15 protein-coding genes and 1 tRNA gene are annotated in these 14,511 nt (G+C 65.0%); 4 read left to right on the forward strand and 12 right to left on the reverse strand.

Features of this window, described 5'->3' with window-relative positions; translation table 11 throughout:
* Positions 1 to 1,990, forward strand: a 1,990-nt coding sequence (locus V8Z80_RS19435; RefSeq protein ID WP_336063164.1) for an AAA domain-containing protein, incomplete at its 5' end; no start/stop codon positions are given.
* 206 nt (positions 1,991 to 2,196) lie between these two features.
* On the opposite strand, the gene V8Z80_RS19440 is transcribed toward V8Z80_RS19435, so the two are convergent.
* The 4 genes from V8Z80_RS19440 to V8Z80_RS19455 all read right to left on the reverse strand — a co-directional run bounded on the left by V8Z80_RS19440 (position 2,197) and on the right by V8Z80_RS19455 (position 4,788).
* Positions 2,197 to 2,270 (reverse strand) — tRNA-Gly (locus V8Z80_RS19440).
* Positions 2,271 to 2,436: 166 nt separating this feature from the next.
* A complete protein-coding gene (locus tag V8Z80_RS19445; protein ID WP_336063165.1) occupies positions 2,437 to 2,769 on the reverse strand; it encodes an NIPSNAP family protein in 333 nt (110 codons plus the stop codon).
* A 39-nt stretch (positions 2,770 to 2,808) separates the two neighbouring features.
* Positions 2,809 to 3,783 carry a Bug family tripartite tricarboxylate transporter substrate binding protein gene (locus V8Z80_RS19450; protein WP_155196716.1) on the reverse strand — a complete coding sequence of 325 codons (975 nt, stop codon included), beginning with the start codon at positions 3,781 to 3,783 and terminating at the stop codon, positions 2,809 to 2,811.
* A gap of 108 nt (positions 3,784 to 3,891) precedes the next feature.
* Positions 3,892 to 4,788, reverse strand: a complete 897-nt coding sequence (locus V8Z80_RS19455) for an AraC family transcriptional regulator (RefSeq protein WP_336063166.1) — start codon at positions 4,786 to 4,788, stop codon at positions 3,892 to 3,894.
* Positions 4,789 to 4,918: 130 nt separating this feature from the next.
* On the opposite strand from V8Z80_RS19455, the gene trmB reads away from it, so the two are divergent.
* Both trmB and thiS read left to right on the forward strand, forming a co-directional pair.
* Positions 4,919 to 5,698 (forward strand): tRNA (guanosine(46)-N7)-methyltransferase TrmB, encoded by a 780-nt coding sequence (trmB, locus tag V8Z80_RS19460; protein ID WP_442952005.1) that lies wholly within the window; start codon positions 4,919 to 4,921, stop codon positions 5,696 to 5,698.
* 5 nt (positions 5,699 to 5,703) lie between these two features.
* A complete protein-coding gene (gene thiS / locus V8Z80_RS19465) occupies positions 5,704 to 5,904 on the forward strand; it encodes a sulfur carrier protein ThiS (protein ID WP_155196713.1) in 201 nt (66 codons plus the stop codon).
* A 21-nt stretch (positions 5,905 to 5,925) separates the two neighbouring features.
* Here the strand turns inward: thiS and V8Z80_RS19470 are convergent, their stop codons facing one another.
* The 8 genes from V8Z80_RS19470 to V8Z80_RS19505 all read right to left on the reverse strand — a co-directional run bounded on the left by V8Z80_RS19470 (position 5,926) and on the right by V8Z80_RS19505 (position 13,436).
* Positions 5,926 to 6,603 carry a nitroreductase gene (locus V8Z80_RS19470; protein WP_336063167.1) on the reverse strand — a complete coding sequence of 226 codons (678 nt, stop codon included), beginning with the start codon at positions 6,601 to 6,603 and terminating at the stop codon, positions 5,926 to 5,928.
* A gap of 23 nt (positions 6,604 to 6,626) precedes the next feature.
* Positions 6,627 to 7,796 carry a thiolase family protein gene (locus V8Z80_RS19475; protein ID WP_155196711.1) on the reverse strand — a complete coding sequence of 390 codons (1,170 nt, stop codon included), beginning with the start codon at positions 7,794 to 7,796 and terminating at the stop codon, positions 6,627 to 6,629.
* Between the two features lie 39 nt (positions 7,797 to 7,835).
* On the reverse strand, positions 7,836 to 8,600 hold the full coding sequence (locus V8Z80_RS19480; protein ID WP_336063168.1) for an enoyl-CoA hydratase/isomerase family protein: 765 nt from the start codon (positions 8,598 to 8,600) through the stop codon (positions 7,836 to 7,838).
* Positions 8,597 to 9,613: an NAD(P)H-dependent flavin oxidoreductase gene (locus V8Z80_RS19485; protein WP_336063169.1), complete on the reverse strand. Its 1,017-nt coding sequence runs from the start codon at positions 9,611 to 9,613 to the stop codon at positions 8,597 to 8,599. Before V8Z80_RS19485 ends, V8Z80_RS19480 begins: the two co-directional genes overlap by 4 nt.
* On the reverse strand, positions 9,610 to 10,809 hold the full coding sequence (locus V8Z80_RS19490; RefSeq protein WP_336063170.1) for a CaiB/BaiF CoA transferase family protein: 1,200 nt from the start codon (positions 10,807 to 10,809) through the stop codon (positions 9,610 to 9,612). The genes V8Z80_RS19485 and V8Z80_RS19490 overlap by 4 nt, the downstream gene beginning before the upstream one ends.
* A gap of 13 nt (positions 10,810 to 10,822) precedes the next feature.
* Entirely contained in the window at positions 10,823 to 11,794 is a 972-nt protein-coding gene (locus V8Z80_RS19495; protein ID WP_336063171.1) for a Bug family tripartite tricarboxylate transporter substrate binding protein, read from the reverse strand.
* A gap of 67 nt (positions 11,795 to 11,861) precedes the next feature.
* Positions 11,862 to 12,665 carry an enoyl-CoA hydratase/isomerase family protein gene (locus tag V8Z80_RS19500; protein ID WP_336063172.1) on the reverse strand — a complete coding sequence of 268 codons (804 nt, stop codon included), beginning with the start codon at positions 12,663 to 12,665 and terminating at the stop codon, positions 11,862 to 11,864.
* Positions 12,666 to 12,686: 21 nt separating this feature from the next.
* A complete protein-coding gene (locus V8Z80_RS19505; RefSeq protein ID WP_442952006.1) occupies positions 12,687 to 13,436 on the reverse strand; it encodes an SDR family oxidoreductase in 750 nt (249 codons plus the stop codon).
* Between the two features lie 181 nt (positions 13,437 to 13,617).
* On the opposite strand from V8Z80_RS19505, the gene gcvA reads away from it, so the two are divergent.
* Entirely contained in the window at positions 13,618 to 14,502 is an 885-nt protein-coding gene (gcvA, locus tag V8Z80_RS19510; protein WP_155196705.1) for a transcriptional regulator GcvA, read from the forward strand.
* Positions 14,503 to 14,511 lie beyond the last annotated feature (9 nt).

Here is a 14,511-nt window from a genome sequence, read left to right on the forward strand (position 1 = left end):
CCTAGGTCACCTGATCGCCAAACTCGGCAACCAGGACAACCGCAAAGACTTCTTCGCCAACCTGCCGCCTTGGCCATCGAGTGAACCGGAGTCCGCACCAACGCTGGACGAGATTCAAACCTTGCTGGCCCGCGTGAAGCGGAACTTGCACCATCACAATCGGGCGGCGCAACTGCAGATCGAGCTCAATGAGCTGACCATCGAGCGGCGCTATCTTCAGCAGTGGCAGGCAGACAGCGGTGTGCAAGCCGACATTTCGCTGGACAAGTACGGACTGTCACCACGCAAGACTGCGGACTTGATGGCCTACCTGGCCCACTTGGGCAAGCAGCGCATCCGCCTCAAGGATCGCATCAACCTGGTGTTCAACTTCAGGATCTTCCGCACCAAACCGTTCGCTCAGGGTGATGCGCGCCTGTCCGTCTTTCATGCCCTGCAGATGCACTATTACGACAAAGCGTTGGAAGACAAGGAAGCGGAGCTGCAAGCGTGCCGCGAATCACTGGCGCGCGAAAATTTCGAGCTCTCGCTGGAGGAATTGAAGACGGCGTCGATGCGCTACCTGAAGCAGCATCTGCAACGTCGGGCGCCATTATCGAACAGCTTCGATGCTAAAACGTACAAGCGGCAGCAACAGTTCGATGCCTTCTTAAAACGCTTCCCGATTCTGGGCAGCAGTACGCACTCCATCGTCAATTCCCTCGCGCCGGGCACGATCCTCGACTATGTGGTCATCGACGAGGCCTCATTGCAGGACGTCGTGCCGGGCATTCTGGCGCTGGGCTGCGCGAAGAACCTGATCGTCGTCGGCGACAATCGCCAGTTGGCGCACATCCCCGTGGCGCTCGGCCTGCAAGCACCCGCCGAGGCCTACGATTGCGAGCGCTACAGCCTGCTCGATTCGTGCATCGAGGTGTTCAAGGAGACGCTGCCCAGAACCTTGCTGAAAGAACATTACCGCTGCCATCCCAGGATCATCCAGTTCTGCAACCAGCAGTTCTACGACAACGCGCTGGTGCCCATGACCGACGACAAGGGCGAAGCGCCCCTGCGCCTGGTAGTGACGGCCAAGGGTAACCACACGCGCCAGAACACCAACCTGCGCGAGCTGGACTCTCTGCTCAAGCTGCTCGACGAGGAAGGCGAGCCCGTCGGGCTGGACGGCCACGGCCGTGGTTTCATCGCTCCGTTCCGCGCGCAGGTCGACCTCTCCGGCACACGTCTGCCAGCGGATTTCGTCAAAGACACCGTGCATAAATTCCAGGGCCGGGAGTGCGACGAAATCGTATTCTCCACCGTGCTGGACAAGAAACGCTACAACCAGGAGCGCAAGCGCCTGGAGTTCGTCGATGACCCGCGCATGATTAACGTGGCAGTCTCGCGGGCCAAGCACCGCTTCACCCTTGTGACAGGCGACGAGGTATTCACCCGCAATAACAGCCACATCGCGGCCCTGATCCGCTACATCACCTATTATGCGCAGGACGAACAGATCGTGCGCGCGCCCGTGGTGTCGGCCTTCGACCTGCTGTACCGCGAGTACGACCAGTCTCTGGCACGCTTGAATGCCCGCTTGCGGCCCGAGGATTCGCGCTACAAGTCCGAGCAAATCGTGGCGCACCTGCTGCGCGAGGCGCTGTCCAATCCGTCGTGCCAGGCGTTGATGTATCACAATCAGGTCAAGCTGGATCAGATCGTATTACCGAGCAACTCGAATTTGACGCAACGAGAGCGGGCCTTCATGGCGCGTGCCAGTTGTGATTTCGTGATCTACTTCAAGGTAGGCAAGTCCCCGCTGGGCGTGATCGAAGTCGATGGTGGCTCCCATGACCGACCGGAGCAGGCAGCGCGGGACGCATTGAAGAACCACATCTTGGAGAAAAGTGGTATTCCCATCCTGCGCCTGCGTACTGTCGAGAGCGGCATCGAAGAGAGAATCAGTGGGTTTCTTGAAACATGGGCACATACGGCCCCCGACAAGACCCTATGACCGCAGCTCCCCGTACAGGCACCATTTGGTCCGGCACCTGTTCCATATCCAACAACCGCGTTGTGGTGCTCGGCATAAATGCACTTGGCTGCACCAGCCTGAGTCGCTCATACTGTGGATAATCTGGGTACCGGATGGTCCTGACTTCATTTAAGGACTTGATCACTCAGTAGACGTCAGAGGCCGTTGCGAGCCGTCCTTGGAAGTGGAGCGGGTGAAGGGAATCGAACCCTCGTATGCAGCTTGGGAAGCTGCCGTTCTACCATTGAACTACACCCGCACAGGGACAAGACAGCCGCCAGGCCAAGCACCAGGGCAAGGCAAAGGCCCCGCCACCCAGCGACAGCGCGGCATTATACCCTCGTCCGGGCCGCCGCACCTCCGGCCCTCGTCCACATCGACAGGCCAAGGGCCCCGCCGGCCCTTGCGGCCCATGACCCGCCTAGCTATGCCTCCTTGCCGCCCGGCTGGAAAAAAGCCACCTGCGTCATCAAGGTATTGCGCTGGTTCAGCAGGTAACCCGCCTCGGCGCTGCGGGACAGGTAGGCCGCCCACTCGGGATCTTGTTGCAGGGCGGCGCGCCGCGCCTGGCGGTCGGCGACGTCCCGGTAGACCCAGATGTGCATATAGCTGTTGACGTCGCCGGTTTCGGTCTGCATGTACGCCAGCGGCATGCCCAGGTGGCGGCATTGCACCGCGTAGCCGTGTTCGGCGTACAGGGCCAGGTGCTTCTTGATGGTGCCCGCGCGGCAGGTATAGGTTCTTACGTCGTAAAGCATGCTTCGTTTCCAGGTGAAAAAATGGGTGGCATGGCGCCGTCAGTCTACCGAGGCGCCCGACTCGCGCACCAGCGACTGCCAGCGCTGCACTTCGTCGGCAACATAGTGCTGGAAGGCCGGGTGCCCGTCGCCCACCGGATCGGCGCCCATGTCCTTGAGCTTGGCCTGCACGGCCGGGTCGGCCACGCTTTGCTCGATGGCCTGCGACAGCCTGGCCACCACGTCCGGGGGCGTGCGCGCCGGGACGAACAGCCCGAACCAGGAGCGCGCGCGCATGTCGGCAAAGGGCGTCTCGGAAAACGCGGGCACCTGCGGCAAGGCCGCGTGCCGGGCCTGGCCGGTTACCGCCAGGGGGCGCAGGCGCGCGGCCTGCACCTGCTGCAACACCTCCGGCAGATTGGCGAACATGACCTGCACCTGGCCGCCGATCAGGTCGTTCAGCGCCTGCGCCCCGCCCTTGTAGGGCACGTGCGTCATCTGTCCCTGCGCCAGCCCGTTGAACTGCGCGCCGGCCAGGTGGGCAGCCGTGCCAGTGCCGCCGGAGGCATAGCTGACGCGATTGCCCTGCGCCTTGACGTAAGCGGCCAGCTCGGCCACGGTCTTGGCCGGCACCTGCGGATTGACCACCAGCAGCAGCGGCACCGAAGCCAGGTTCGACAGGCCCACGAAATCGCGGGTCAGGCTGTAGTCCAGGTTCCTGTACAGCGTGGCGTTGATGGCGTGGCTGGAAGTGGCCATGAGCAGCGTGTAGCCGTCGGGCGCGGCGCGCGCCACCAGGCCCGCCCCGATGTTGCCGTTGGCGCCAGCGCGGTTCTCCACCACCACCGGCTGGCCGAGCCGGGCGGCCATTTCCTGCGCGACGGTGCGCGCGATCACGTCGGTGGCCCCGCCCGCCGCGAAGGGCACGACGATGCGCAGGGGCCGGTCCGGAAAATCCGCCAGGGCGCTGCCGGCGCCGCAGGCCAGCAAGCCGGCGGCGGCGATGCGCAGCAATGCGCGCAAAGGTGATTGCATGGTCTTGTCTCCTCGGTCTTGTATGCCTGCGATGGCACTGTACGCAGACCGGCCCGCACGGCGTTAGGACGGATCGGCGCCTGTATTGGACTTTTCCGCCGGCGGGATTCAGGCCTGCAGCTGCGATTGCCGGCGGCGGAACTCCCCGGGCGCCAGGCCGGTGTGCTTCCTGAAAAAGCGCGAAAAATACGCCGGGTCTTCGAAGTTGAGCTGGTAGGCGATCCCGGCCACGCCGGCCTCGGTGTTGCACAGCAGGCGCTTGGCCTCCAGCGCGATGCGCGCCTGCACGCTCTGGCTGACGGTGCGGCCGGTGGCGCGCTTGACCGCCTCGTTGAGCTGGCGCTCGCTCACGTTCAAGGCCTGGGCATATTGGCCGATGGCCCGGTAGTCCAGATAGTGCGCCTCGAGCAGCAGCGCGAAGCGGCGCGCCAGGGCATAGGCCGGGCCGCTGTGCGCCGGGCAGGCATCGCGGGCATGCAGCCGGCGCAGGCGGGTCAGCAGGATCAGCAGGTAGGAACGCACCACGTCGAACCGCCCGGCCTGGCGCGTCGCCATTTCGTGTTCGATCTCCCGCAGCAGCGGCAGCAGGGCGTCGTGCTCGGCCTGGCTCAGGTAGATCACCGGCACGCCGCCGCCCAGGTGAAAAAAGGGAAAACGGGCGATATCGTCGGCGCGCGGGAACATCTGCGCAAAAAAGGCCGTGCTGATGTTCATGGCAAAGCCGGCCGGCGGCACGCTGGAGGACCAGGCGTGCAGTTGGCCGGGCGCGAGAAAGAACACCGAGCGGTCGCGCACCGCGTAATGCTCGAAATCCAGCATATGGCGGCCCTGGGCGCGGCTCATCCACAGCAGATGGTAATAGCCGTGCCGGTGTGCGAAACGGCGCGGGATGTCCTGCCGGTCCTGCAGCCGCGCCAGGTCGAAATGGAAAACGCCCTCGCCGGCGAAATCCGAGCTGTCGAAGGTGGGAAATTGCCCGGTGGCCGCGACCGTATCGGCATGCATGGCGGCTGTCTCCTTGTCTCTTCCCGGCGCAAGACCGGGCCGCGCCCGCCGCGCCATGGTGGCCGGGCCATCATAAACCCGCCCCTGCCCCCCGGCCCGGCCGGCGCACTACAATCGCGGGATGAACGCCATGCAATCCCCCCCTCTCGTTCCGGCACCCTCGCAGGCAGACCGGAACCCCGCCCCCGCGAACGGCCCGCAGGCGGCAGGCGCCCCTGGACCGGACGCCTCCGTTGCCCCGCGGCCCGGCCATATCCGCAGCTTCGTGCATCGCCGCGGCCACATCACCCAAGGCCAGCGCGAAGCGCTGGAAACGCTGCTGGAAAAATGGTCGCTGCCCTACGCGGCCAAGCCGCTGGATGCGGCGCAGGCCTTCGGCCGCAAGGCCCCGCTGATCCTGGAGATCGGCTTTGGCATGGGCGAGACCACCGAAAAAATCGCCCTGGCCCGCCCGCAGGACAACTTCCTGGGCGTGGAAGTGTTCAATGCCGGCGTGGGCGCCCTGCTCAAGCGCATCGAAGCGTCGCAGCTGCAGAACGTGCGCATCATCCAGCACGACGCCGTCGAAGTGGCGCGCGACATGCTGGCGCCCGACAGCCTGGCCGGGGTGCACGTCTATTTTCCCGACCCCTGGCCCAAGAAGCGCCATCACAAGCGCCGCCTGATCCAGCCGCCCTTCGTCTCGCTGCTGGCCAGCCGCATCGCCCCGGGCGGCTATATCCACTGCGCCACCGACTGGGAGCACTACGCCGAACAGATGCTCGAAGTGCTGGGCGCCGAGCCGCTGCTGGAAAATACTGCCGACGGCTACGCGCCGCGCCCGGACTACCGCCCGCTGACCAAGTTCGAGTCGCGCGGGCTGCGCCTGGGCCACGGCGTATGGGACCTGATTTTTAAGCGCAAGGATTAAAGACCATGCAGATCGTGCTCAACGGAGAATCGCGCGAGCTGCCCGCCGGCACCACGGTGGCGGCGCTGCTGCAGGAACTGGGCTATGCCGGCAAACGGCTGGCGGTCGAGCGCAACGGCGAGATCGTGCCCAAGAGCCAGCACGCCCAGGCCGAACTGGCCGAGGGCGACCAGCTGGAGATCGTGGTGGCGGTCGGCGGGGGCTGAAGCGCGGCCCGGTCGCTGCGGCTAGGCGTGAAACTGCGCGAATTCGTCGACCGCCACGCGGCTGGTCCGCAGCTGGTTGGCGGGATGGCTCGTGTCCTCGTAGCCCAGCGATATCCCGCAAATCAGGATCGTGTCCGGGTCGATCGACAACGCATCGCGCACGATATCGGGATAGCCCACCAGCGCAACCTGAGGGCACGAGTGCAGGCCCACCGCACGGGCCGCGATCATCAGCGCCTGCACGAACATGCCCGTGTCCAGCCATGCCCCCTGCCCCATATCCCGGTCGACGGAGACGAACATGGCCACTGGTGCCCCAAAGAAGGCGAAATTGCGCGCGTGCTGCCGCTTGGCGCCCGCCTTATCGCCCTTCTCGATGCCAAGCAGCCGGTACAGGGACCAGCCGTTCTCGCGGCGCCGGCCCAGGTAAGGCTCGCGCCAGACGGGGGGATAGTATTGGTATTCCGGCTGCCACGGCATGTCAGCGTGGAATGCCTCCAGCAACCGTGCCGACAGCCGGTCGCGCGCCTGGCCCGTAACGACATGCACGCGCCACGGCTGGATGTTGTTGCCACTGGGCGAACGCGCAGCGGCCTCCAGGATCGTCCGGATCAACCCGGCATCCACGGGATCGGGCAGAAATGCCCGAACACTGCGGCGGGTGGCCAGGTCTGCCAGTATGGGGCTCTCGTGGAACATCGCCGCCAGCCTTTCCCGCCCCGTCACAGCGACAAGATCGTGACCAGCGCGACCGCCGAATCGCCGGCCAGCTGGCCGCCGTTGTTTTCGGCCAAGGCCACCTTGGCGCCCGGACGCTGACGTTTGCCCGCTTGCCCCCGCAATTGCCGGGTCAGTTCCACGATCTGTGCGGCACCCGTGGCGCCCAGCGGATGGCCGCGGCTAAGCAGCCCGCCACTGGGGTTGACCGAAATGCGGCCGCCTATGTCGGTGTCGCCCGAGCGCAGCAACTTCGCCGCTTCGCCGGGGGCGCACAAGCCCAGGTTCTCGTAATGGATCAGCTCTGCCGGCGCCGAGGCGTCGTGCAACTCGGCAACATGGATGTCTTCCGGCCCGATGCCTGCCTGCTCGTAGGCGGCGCGGCCCGCGCGCACGGCAACGACTTCGGGACCGCCCGGGATGGCCGAGACGATGCTGCTGGCGCGGACAAAGACCGGCCGGGCGCCCGATTTCCGGGCGTAGCTTTCCGAGCACAGAAACAGGGCGGCGGCGCCATCGCCGATGGACGAGCACATGAACAGCGTCAAGGGATCGCTGACCATACGGCTGGCCAGCACCTCCTCAACCGACGTCTGCTTGCGAAACTGCGCGTGATCGTTCAACGAACCGGCACGGCGGCTCTTGACCACGACCCGGGCGAAATCGCTTGCATCCGCGCCGCATGCCTCCATCCAGCGCCGCGCCTTGGCCGCGTACATGTCCATGAAGATCGACCCCGAGCCCGACCCGACGCCGGCCGGCCTGGGTTCTTCGATGTCCACGGCGCCGGCAAAGGCCGAAAATGACACGGCCTTGTCCTCGTGCGACAGTTTTTCCGCGCCCACCACAAGCGCGGTCTCATGCTGGCCCGACGCGATCGAAAGCCATGCCAGATGCAGCGCCGTGCTGCTGGATGCGCAGGCGTTTTCCACGTTGAACATCGGCTTGCCCGCCAGGCCGGTATTGCGCAGGGCGGCCTGGGCCCTGATCATCTCTTGGCCGTTGACGGTTCCTCCAGCCGCGTTGCCGAAATACACCGCCTGGACCTCTGCGGCGGTGGCATGGGCATCGGCCAGTGCGTTGGCGACCGCCTCCTCGCACAAGGACTTGACGTTGCGGTCTAGGAACTTTCCGAATGGCGTCATCCCAACGCCGCTGATGGTCACTGCCCTCATGAATCACTCCCTCGATAAGAATCTGCCGCCGCGGGCGGGTCAGGCTGCGTCGGGTTTGCGCTTTAAACGCGCCGCCAGCCTCGGTTTGAACGCATCGGCTCGGAAGCAGGCGTCCTGATGCTGGCGCTCCTGCTCAAGCGCCGCCGCCAGCGTCAGGCCCTGCGCGTTGAGCATGGCCTTGGTATGCCCCCAGGCCTGCGCCGGCAACGCCAGGTATTGGCGCATCAGGTCCATGGCCGTGGCGCAAGCCATGCCGGGCTCGGCCAGCATGTCGGCGATTCCCAGTTCCAAGGCTTCTGCGCCCGGCACGTCCGAGGGGCGCAGCAAAAGCCTGCGCGCCGCGCCATCGCCCGCCTTGCTGCGCAGCAGATGCACGCAGCCCCAGTCGGGCACCAGGCCGATACGCAGGAAAGGAAATACGAAACGCGCGTCCCGCGCGGCGACGATAGCGTCGCAAGCCAGGGCCAGGCCCACGGCGCCGCCGGCAGCATAGCCCTCGACCGCGGCCAGCACCGGCTTGCCGGCTTCGCGGACCAGGGTGACGCAGCGATGCGCGGCATCGAGTAGCGGCGCCAGCTCCTGGTGCGACATCCGTGCCAGGGCATCGACATCGCCGCCCGCGCTAAAGTGCTTTCCATCGCCTGTCAGGATGATGCCCGGGCAATCCTCGTCCTGCACATGGGTTTGCAGCGCCCGCGCCAAGCCCTCCCGGATGCCCTGGTCGAACGCGTTGCGCTTTTCCGGGCGCGATATCGTGATAACGGCAATGCCCTGCTCGCGCCGCACCCGCACACCGGCGCTCATGGCGACACCTGGCAGGCGACTGGCCGCATGCGGTCGTTGAGCGAACGCATCGCCGCGGCCGCCGTGTCGATCAACTGGTCGATAATGGTTTCCACCGGCTGGATTTCCCGCGCAAAGACTCCTGCCGGGCCCATGTCGATAAGACCCTGGGAATGATCCCCATCCAGGTAGGCCTGCCGCACGAGCGCACCCTGCGCCAGGGGCCGGTAAGCATCGAAATCCGACACGCCAGCGGCCTCCAGGTCGGCCACCTGCCGCGCGGTGGCGTTATCCAGCACCCGGTGCTGCTTGCCGAAGGTGGACATGATGACCCGGGTGAAGGACTCGTCCATCCGGGCGATGTGGTCCTTGTAAGCGCGATGCGCCCAGATTTCCTCCGCCACCACCATGCGCGAACCCAGCAGCATGGCGTCCGCGCCCATCGCCAGCGCCGTCACCAGATGCCTGCCATCTCCCATCCCGCCGCCCAGGGCCAACGGAATGCGTACGGCATCGGCCGCGAGCGGGCCCTGCACGATCTGGCTGTTCATGTATTGGCCGGTATGCCCGCCCGCCTCGCCGCTGATGACCGTCACGGCATCCACGCCCAGCCGCTCGGCGCTCAAGGCATAACGCACGGCGGGCACCTTGTGAATGACGATGCAGCCGGCGTCCTTCAGGCGCGGCAGCAACCATGCCGGGTTGTTCCCCGAGGTCTCCACGATGCGAACCTGTTCCTGGACGATCACGTCCAGCATGGGCGTCAGGATCTCCACGATATCGGGCCGGCGGCCGATCGAGACGCTGACGCCGAACGGCTTGCCCTGTGTCAACATGCGGCAGCGCCGGATTTCCTGGCGAAACCGTTCCGGCTCGCCGGGAAAGGACATGCAGGTAATGAACCCCATCGCGCCGGCATTGACCACGGCGGCAACATAGTTGGCATCGGCGAGCCATTGCAGTCCACCGCAAAGGATTGGATGGCGGATGCCCAGCAGCGCTGTCATGCGGGTAGAAAAAACCGGGTCTCTCATGGAAGAGGCACTCCCTTTCCCGCCGGCGCGGCGGCCCCTGCGAAACCGCTGCCCGCCAGGTCCGACAGTATTTCCTGCGTGTGCTCGCCCAGCCCCGGCGAGGGCATCAAGCCGTGCGCGCAGCGCCGCCCGCCGGCTTCCACGTCATAGGGTCCGATGACGGCCACTTCGCCGGCCTCCTTGTGGCGGAAGCGCGCGGCGTAGCGCCCCTGGGCGAAGGCAGCCGATGCGGTGACGGCGGCATAGTCGGCCACTGGCGCGCAGATGATGTCGGCCGATTCGAGCAGCTCCAGCCATTGCCGCGTCGTTTTCCGTCTCATCGCCGGTCCCACGATCTCGGCAAGGGCCCGGCGATTGAGCACGCGCTCGTTCGACGTCGTAAAGCGCGTGTCGGCGGCCAGCCCGGGACATCCGAGCAATTGGCAAAAAGCCTCCCAGCGTTGGGGGTGATAGGCGGCGACCATGATCCACCCATCGCTCGTGGGATAAGCCTCGTTGGGCGCCGAATAGGGCGCGGCGCTGCCGCAGGGCTCGGGAACTTCTCCGGTCGACAGATAGGACGCGAGCGAGGTTTGCTGAAGCTGCATGGCGCTGGCATACATGCTTACGTCCAGCCACTGGCCCTCGCCTGTCGCGGCCCGGTGCAGCAAGGCATCCTGGATGGCGAAGGCCGCCAGGATGCCGGTGCTCATGTCGATGACCGGAGCCTGCACTTTGCTCGGTTCGCCGCCGGGCACGCCGCACACGCTCATCAAGCCGGAAGCAGCCTGGACGATGCCGTCCACGCCCGGCTTGTGACGCTCGGCGCCGTGCTGACCATACGCCGAGATGCTGCAATAGATCAGGTCAGACTTGAGGCCGCGAGCGGTTTCGTATCCCAGCCCGAGGCGCTGCATGACCCCGGGGCGGAAACTCTCGACCACCACGTCGGCCCTGGCCATGAGCCGTCTTGCGGTCTCCAGGTCCTGGCCGGACTTGAGATCGAGCACGATGCTGCGCTTATTGCGATTCAAGGCCATGAAGATGACGCTCTGGCCGTTCTGCCAGGGCGGACCCAATTGCCGGCCCAGGTCTCCCGCCGGCGATTCGACCTTGATCACCTCGGCCCCGCGATCGGCCAGCATCATGGTGCAGGCAGGCCCCGCCGCAACCTGGGTGAAATCCAGAATGGTCAGTCCTTCCAGCGTACGTTTCATCGACTTCTCCCGCTTACTGGAAGCTCACCTTCGTTGCCTCGAGGACGTGCTTCCATCGGGCCGCCTCGGCGTTGAACGTGCGCGTTACCTGCTCGGGCGTGCCGTACTGGGGGACGAATCCCTGGGCAGCGAACAACGGCTTGATGGCTTCGCCGGTAATGATGGTCTTGAGCACGGACGTGAGCTTGCGCACCACGGGCTCGGGCGTGCCGGCTGGCGCCAGCACGGTATAGATCAGCGGAGCCGCCGCGTCCGGGACGCCCGCCTCGGCCATGGTGGCCAGCTCCGGGTCCAGGCTGGTGCGTTCGCTTTCGAAGACGCCAAAAGCCTTCAGGTTGCCGTCACGAATGTGGTTGAGCGTGGAAGACAGGCCGAACACACCGAAGGGAATGTGGCCCGCGATCACGTCGGCCAGGGCCGGGCCCGACCCCTTGTAGGGCACGTGCTCGAATCTCTCGCCCGTCCTGAACGCCAGCAGCTCGCCGGCCAGGTGCATCGGCGTACCGACGCCCGCGGTGCCGTAATACAGCGGCTTGCCCTTGCCGCGATTGGCCTGCAGGACTTCCTGCAGGTTGCCGTAGGGCAGCTTGCCATGGCCCGCCAGCACCATGGGAGAGTTCGCGATGTCGGCAATGGGCGTGAACGCCTTGGCCGGATCGAAAGGCAGGTTCTTGTACATGAGGTCGAAGACCGCCAGTGTGTTGGCCGAGACAATCAAGGTATAGCCGTCGGGCTTTGCCCTGGCGACGTAATCGTGTCCGATCGTGGCGCCTGCGCCGGGCTTGTTTTCCACGATCACCGTCTGGTCGAGGGCCTCGCGCAGCTCCTTGGCCAGGATGCGGGCCACGCCGTCGGTGCCGCCGCCGGCCGAGTAAGGGACCACCAGCTTGATAGGCTGGCTGGGGTATTCCTGCGCGGCCACGCCGCCGGCAAGGCCAAGTCCTATGGCAAACGTAAGCGCCATGGCATGCATGCGTTGGGTCATTTCTGTCTCCTGTAGTTTTTTGAAGCGGCTGCGTGAGCGCGGCGGCATTACCGCCGCGAAAAACGATTCACTGCCCAACGAACCGCGGAGTCCGTTTTTCCGCGAAGGATTTGCGTCCTTCTATGCGGTCCTCGGTATCGCGAAGCAGGCCCCAATAGACGTCGTTCAGCCGAAGCGCCTCACTCAACGACACGTTGGCGCTGTCCCTCGCCAGGCGCTTGATCATCTGGACCGCTAGCGGGGCGTTGGAAGCGATGGAGCAAGCCAGCTTCCTGGCCTGCTCCATCAAGTCTCCCGGCTCGTAGACGTCGCTGACCAGGCCATATGCCTGTGCCTGTTGCGCGGAGATCTTTTCTCCGGTCAGAAGCAGGCGCATGGCGATCGCGGCAGGCACGGCGCGCAACATCAAGGGCACGCCGCCCACCGCCGGGATGCTGCCCACTACGGGTTCGGTCAGGCCAAAAATCGCGGTCGATGCGGCCACGCGCAGATCGCACTGCAAGGCGATTTCCAACCCGCCGCCCAGGCAATAGCCGTTGATCGCTGCGATCATCGGCTTGTCGATTTCCAGGCTCGCCAGGTTGAACAAGCGGGCATAGTTGCCGTACTCGTTCGCCCTGTCCCGAGAAGAGAAGAAACCCTGCACGAACGGCGTATCCGGCGGCAGCGTCCCTTTCAGGTCGGCACCGGTGCAGAACGCCCGTTGTCCGCTGCCGGTAACGAGGATGACCCTTACCGCCGAATCGTCGCGCGCCTGAATCAGCGCCTCGTTCAGAGCCAGCAAGGCAGACGGAGACAGGGCGTTCATGGCCTGGGGCCGGCCTATGGTGATTTCCGCGATATGCCCGTTCAGCAGCAGGTCGATGCTCATGGGAAAATCTCCTCGATCGGCTCAGACGCTGGGGCTGGAAAGCGAACGGCCGCCGCAGACATAAAGCACCTGGCCGGTGATATACGAGGACTGTTCGCTGGCAAAGAACAGCGCGGCCTGGGCGACGTCGGCGGGCGATCCCACGCGCCGCGCAGGCACGGTCTTGGCAAGCTTGGCGCGTGTTTCATCGCTGTAGCTTTGCAGCAGCGGCGTATCGATGATTCCCGGCGCGATGGCGTTTACCGTGATGCCATCCTTGGCCAGTTCGATCGCCAGACTGCGCGTCAGGCTGACGACCCCTCCTTTCGACGCGGAATAGTTGGCCTGGCCGAAGCCGCCCAGCCACGCCCGGGAAGAAATATTGACGATGCGCCCGTAACCGGCCGCGATCATGCCGGGTACGGATTCCTTGCAGCACAGGAACTGCGACTTGAGGTTGACGTCGAGAACCAGGTCCCAATCCTCTTCGGACATATTGACCAGCCGGCTGTCGCGCGAAATGCCGGCATTGTTCACCAGTACGTCGATGGTGCCGGCGCGTTCGCGTATCGCGCTGAACGCCGCACGGACCTGCTCCCCATCGGTGACGTCCGCCTCGACGGCCAGGCACGCCGCGCCGTGATCCCCCAGTGTCCGGCTTGCCTGCGCCAGGGCCGCGGGCTGGCGGTCGATGATTGCCACCCGGTAACCATCGCCCAGGAGCCGCGCGGCGATCTCCAGGCCAATGCCGCTGGCCCCGCCAGTCACGACGGCTGTCTTGGTCTTGCTCACTGGAATGTCTCCGATAGGCGCGCCGCTCCGTGCGCTGCCGAGGTCATGAAGCTCAAGCCTTGGGGGAAAAGCCCCTCGGTGCATGGCCGAAATGTTAGGGAGGGCCCAGTGCCGGATCAAACGATATTTCGGCTATAGTTGTTAACTTCAGGTTAACGAACAGCGGTCAAGGGGAGTGACCATGGGCAGGTTGCCGCCATTGAATGCGCTGCGAATGTTCGAGAGCGCGGCGCGTTTGTTGAGCATGCACCAGGCAGCCGCGGCGCTGCATGTAACGCCCGCTGCGGTAAGCAAGCAGATCCAGGCGCTGGAAGCCTTTCTGGACGTTCAGCTGTTCACGCGCGCACAACGCAGGCTTCGGCTTACACCGGCTGGCGAGCAATACTATGCCCACATCAGCACCGCGTTAAATTCGATCCGCCTTGCAACCCGCGAGGTATCGAGGATGTCAGGCTCCTCGGCGCTGAAGATCCGCGCGTACACCACCTTTTCCATGTACTGGCTGATCCCCAGGCTCACCTCGTTCCATGGGCTCTTTCCGGACATCAATACCGAACTGACCACTTCGCTGCGGTGGATAGACTTCGAGACCGAGGATGTGGATGCGGCCATCCGGCTGGGCGATGGAAATTGGCCCGGGCTGGTGGCGCTGCCGCTGGTGCCGAATATCCTGGCTGCGGTATGCAGCCCCGCGCTGGCCAGGACGCTTCGCAGGCCCGCCGACCTGAAACGGACGACGCTGCTTCATACGCTGGCCAGACCCGATGACTGGCGGCACTGGCTAAGCTCGCTGGGTATCGACGATATGGAAGGCTTTCACCACCGCAGCTACGAAAGCTCGACGCTGGTGTACCAGGCCGCAATCGAAGGCCAGGGAGTGGGCATCGCGCAGAAAGCCCTGGTCCTGCCATTGATCGAAAATGGCGACCTGGTCTTTCCCTTCAAGCACGAGCTGGATATGAAGGCCTATACCTATTATTTTGTCAGGCCCGCCAACCGGCCGGTCCGCCCGGAACTCAAGACGTTCCAGGATTGGCTGATGACCAGTGCCAAGGCCCAAGCCTAGGAGGCCAAG

This window comes from Orrella sp. JC864, from assembly GCF_037026685.1.
Classification (GTDB): domain Bacteria; phylum Pseudomonadota; class Gammaproteobacteria; order Burkholderiales; family Burkholderiaceae_B; genus Orrella.

Bases quoted from the DNA above. Each gene is read 5' to 3' on its own strand.
- V8Z80_RS19445 (WP_336063165.1), bottom strand. From the start codon at position 2,769: ATGCTTTACGACGTAAGAACCTATACCTGCCGCGCGGGCACCATCAAG.
- V8Z80_RS19450 (WP_155196716.1), bottom strand. From the start codon at position 3,783: ATGCAATCACCTTTGCGCGCATTGCTGCGCATCGCCGCCGCCGGCTTG.
- V8Z80_RS19455 (WP_336063166.1), bottom strand. From the start codon at position 4,788: ATGCATGCCGATACGGTCGCGGCCACCGGGCAATTTCCCACCTTCGAC.
- trmB (WP_442952005.1), top strand. From the start codon at position 4,919: ATGCAATCCCCCCCTCTCGTTCCGGCACCCTCGCAGGCAGACCGGAAC.
- thiS (WP_155196713.1), top strand. From the start codon at position 5,704: ATGCAGATCGTGCTCAACGGAGAATCGCGCGAGCTGCCCGCCGGCACC.
- V8Z80_RS19470 (WP_336063167.1), bottom strand. From the start codon at position 6,603: ATGTTCCACGAGAGCCCCATACTGGCAGACCTGGCCACCCGCCGCAGT.
- V8Z80_RS19475 (WP_155196711.1), bottom strand. From the start codon at position 7,796: ATGAGGGCAGTGACCATCAGCGGCGTTGGGATGACGCCATTCGGAAAG.
- V8Z80_RS19480 (WP_336063168.1), bottom strand. From the start codon at position 8,600: ATGAGCGCCGGTGTGCGGGTGCGGCGCGAGCAGGGCATTGCCGTTATC.
- V8Z80_RS19485 (WP_336063169.1), bottom strand. From the start codon at position 9,613: ATGAGAGACCCGGTTTTTTCTACCCGCATGACAGCGCTGCTGGGCATC.
- V8Z80_RS19490 (WP_336063170.1), bottom strand. From the start codon at position 10,809: ATGAAACGTACGCTGGAAGGACTGACCATTCTGGATTTCACCCAGGTT.
- V8Z80_RS19495 (WP_336063171.1), bottom strand. From the start codon at position 11,794: ATGACCCAACGCATGCATGCCATGGCGCTTACGTTTGCCATAGGACTT.
- V8Z80_RS19500 (WP_336063172.1), bottom strand. From the start codon at position 12,665: ATGAGCATCGACCTGCTGCTGAACGGGCATATCGCGGAAATCACCATA.
- gcvA (WP_155196705.1), top strand. From the start codon at position 13,618: ATGGGCAGGTTGCCGCCATTGAATGCGCTGCGAATGTTCGAGAGCGCG.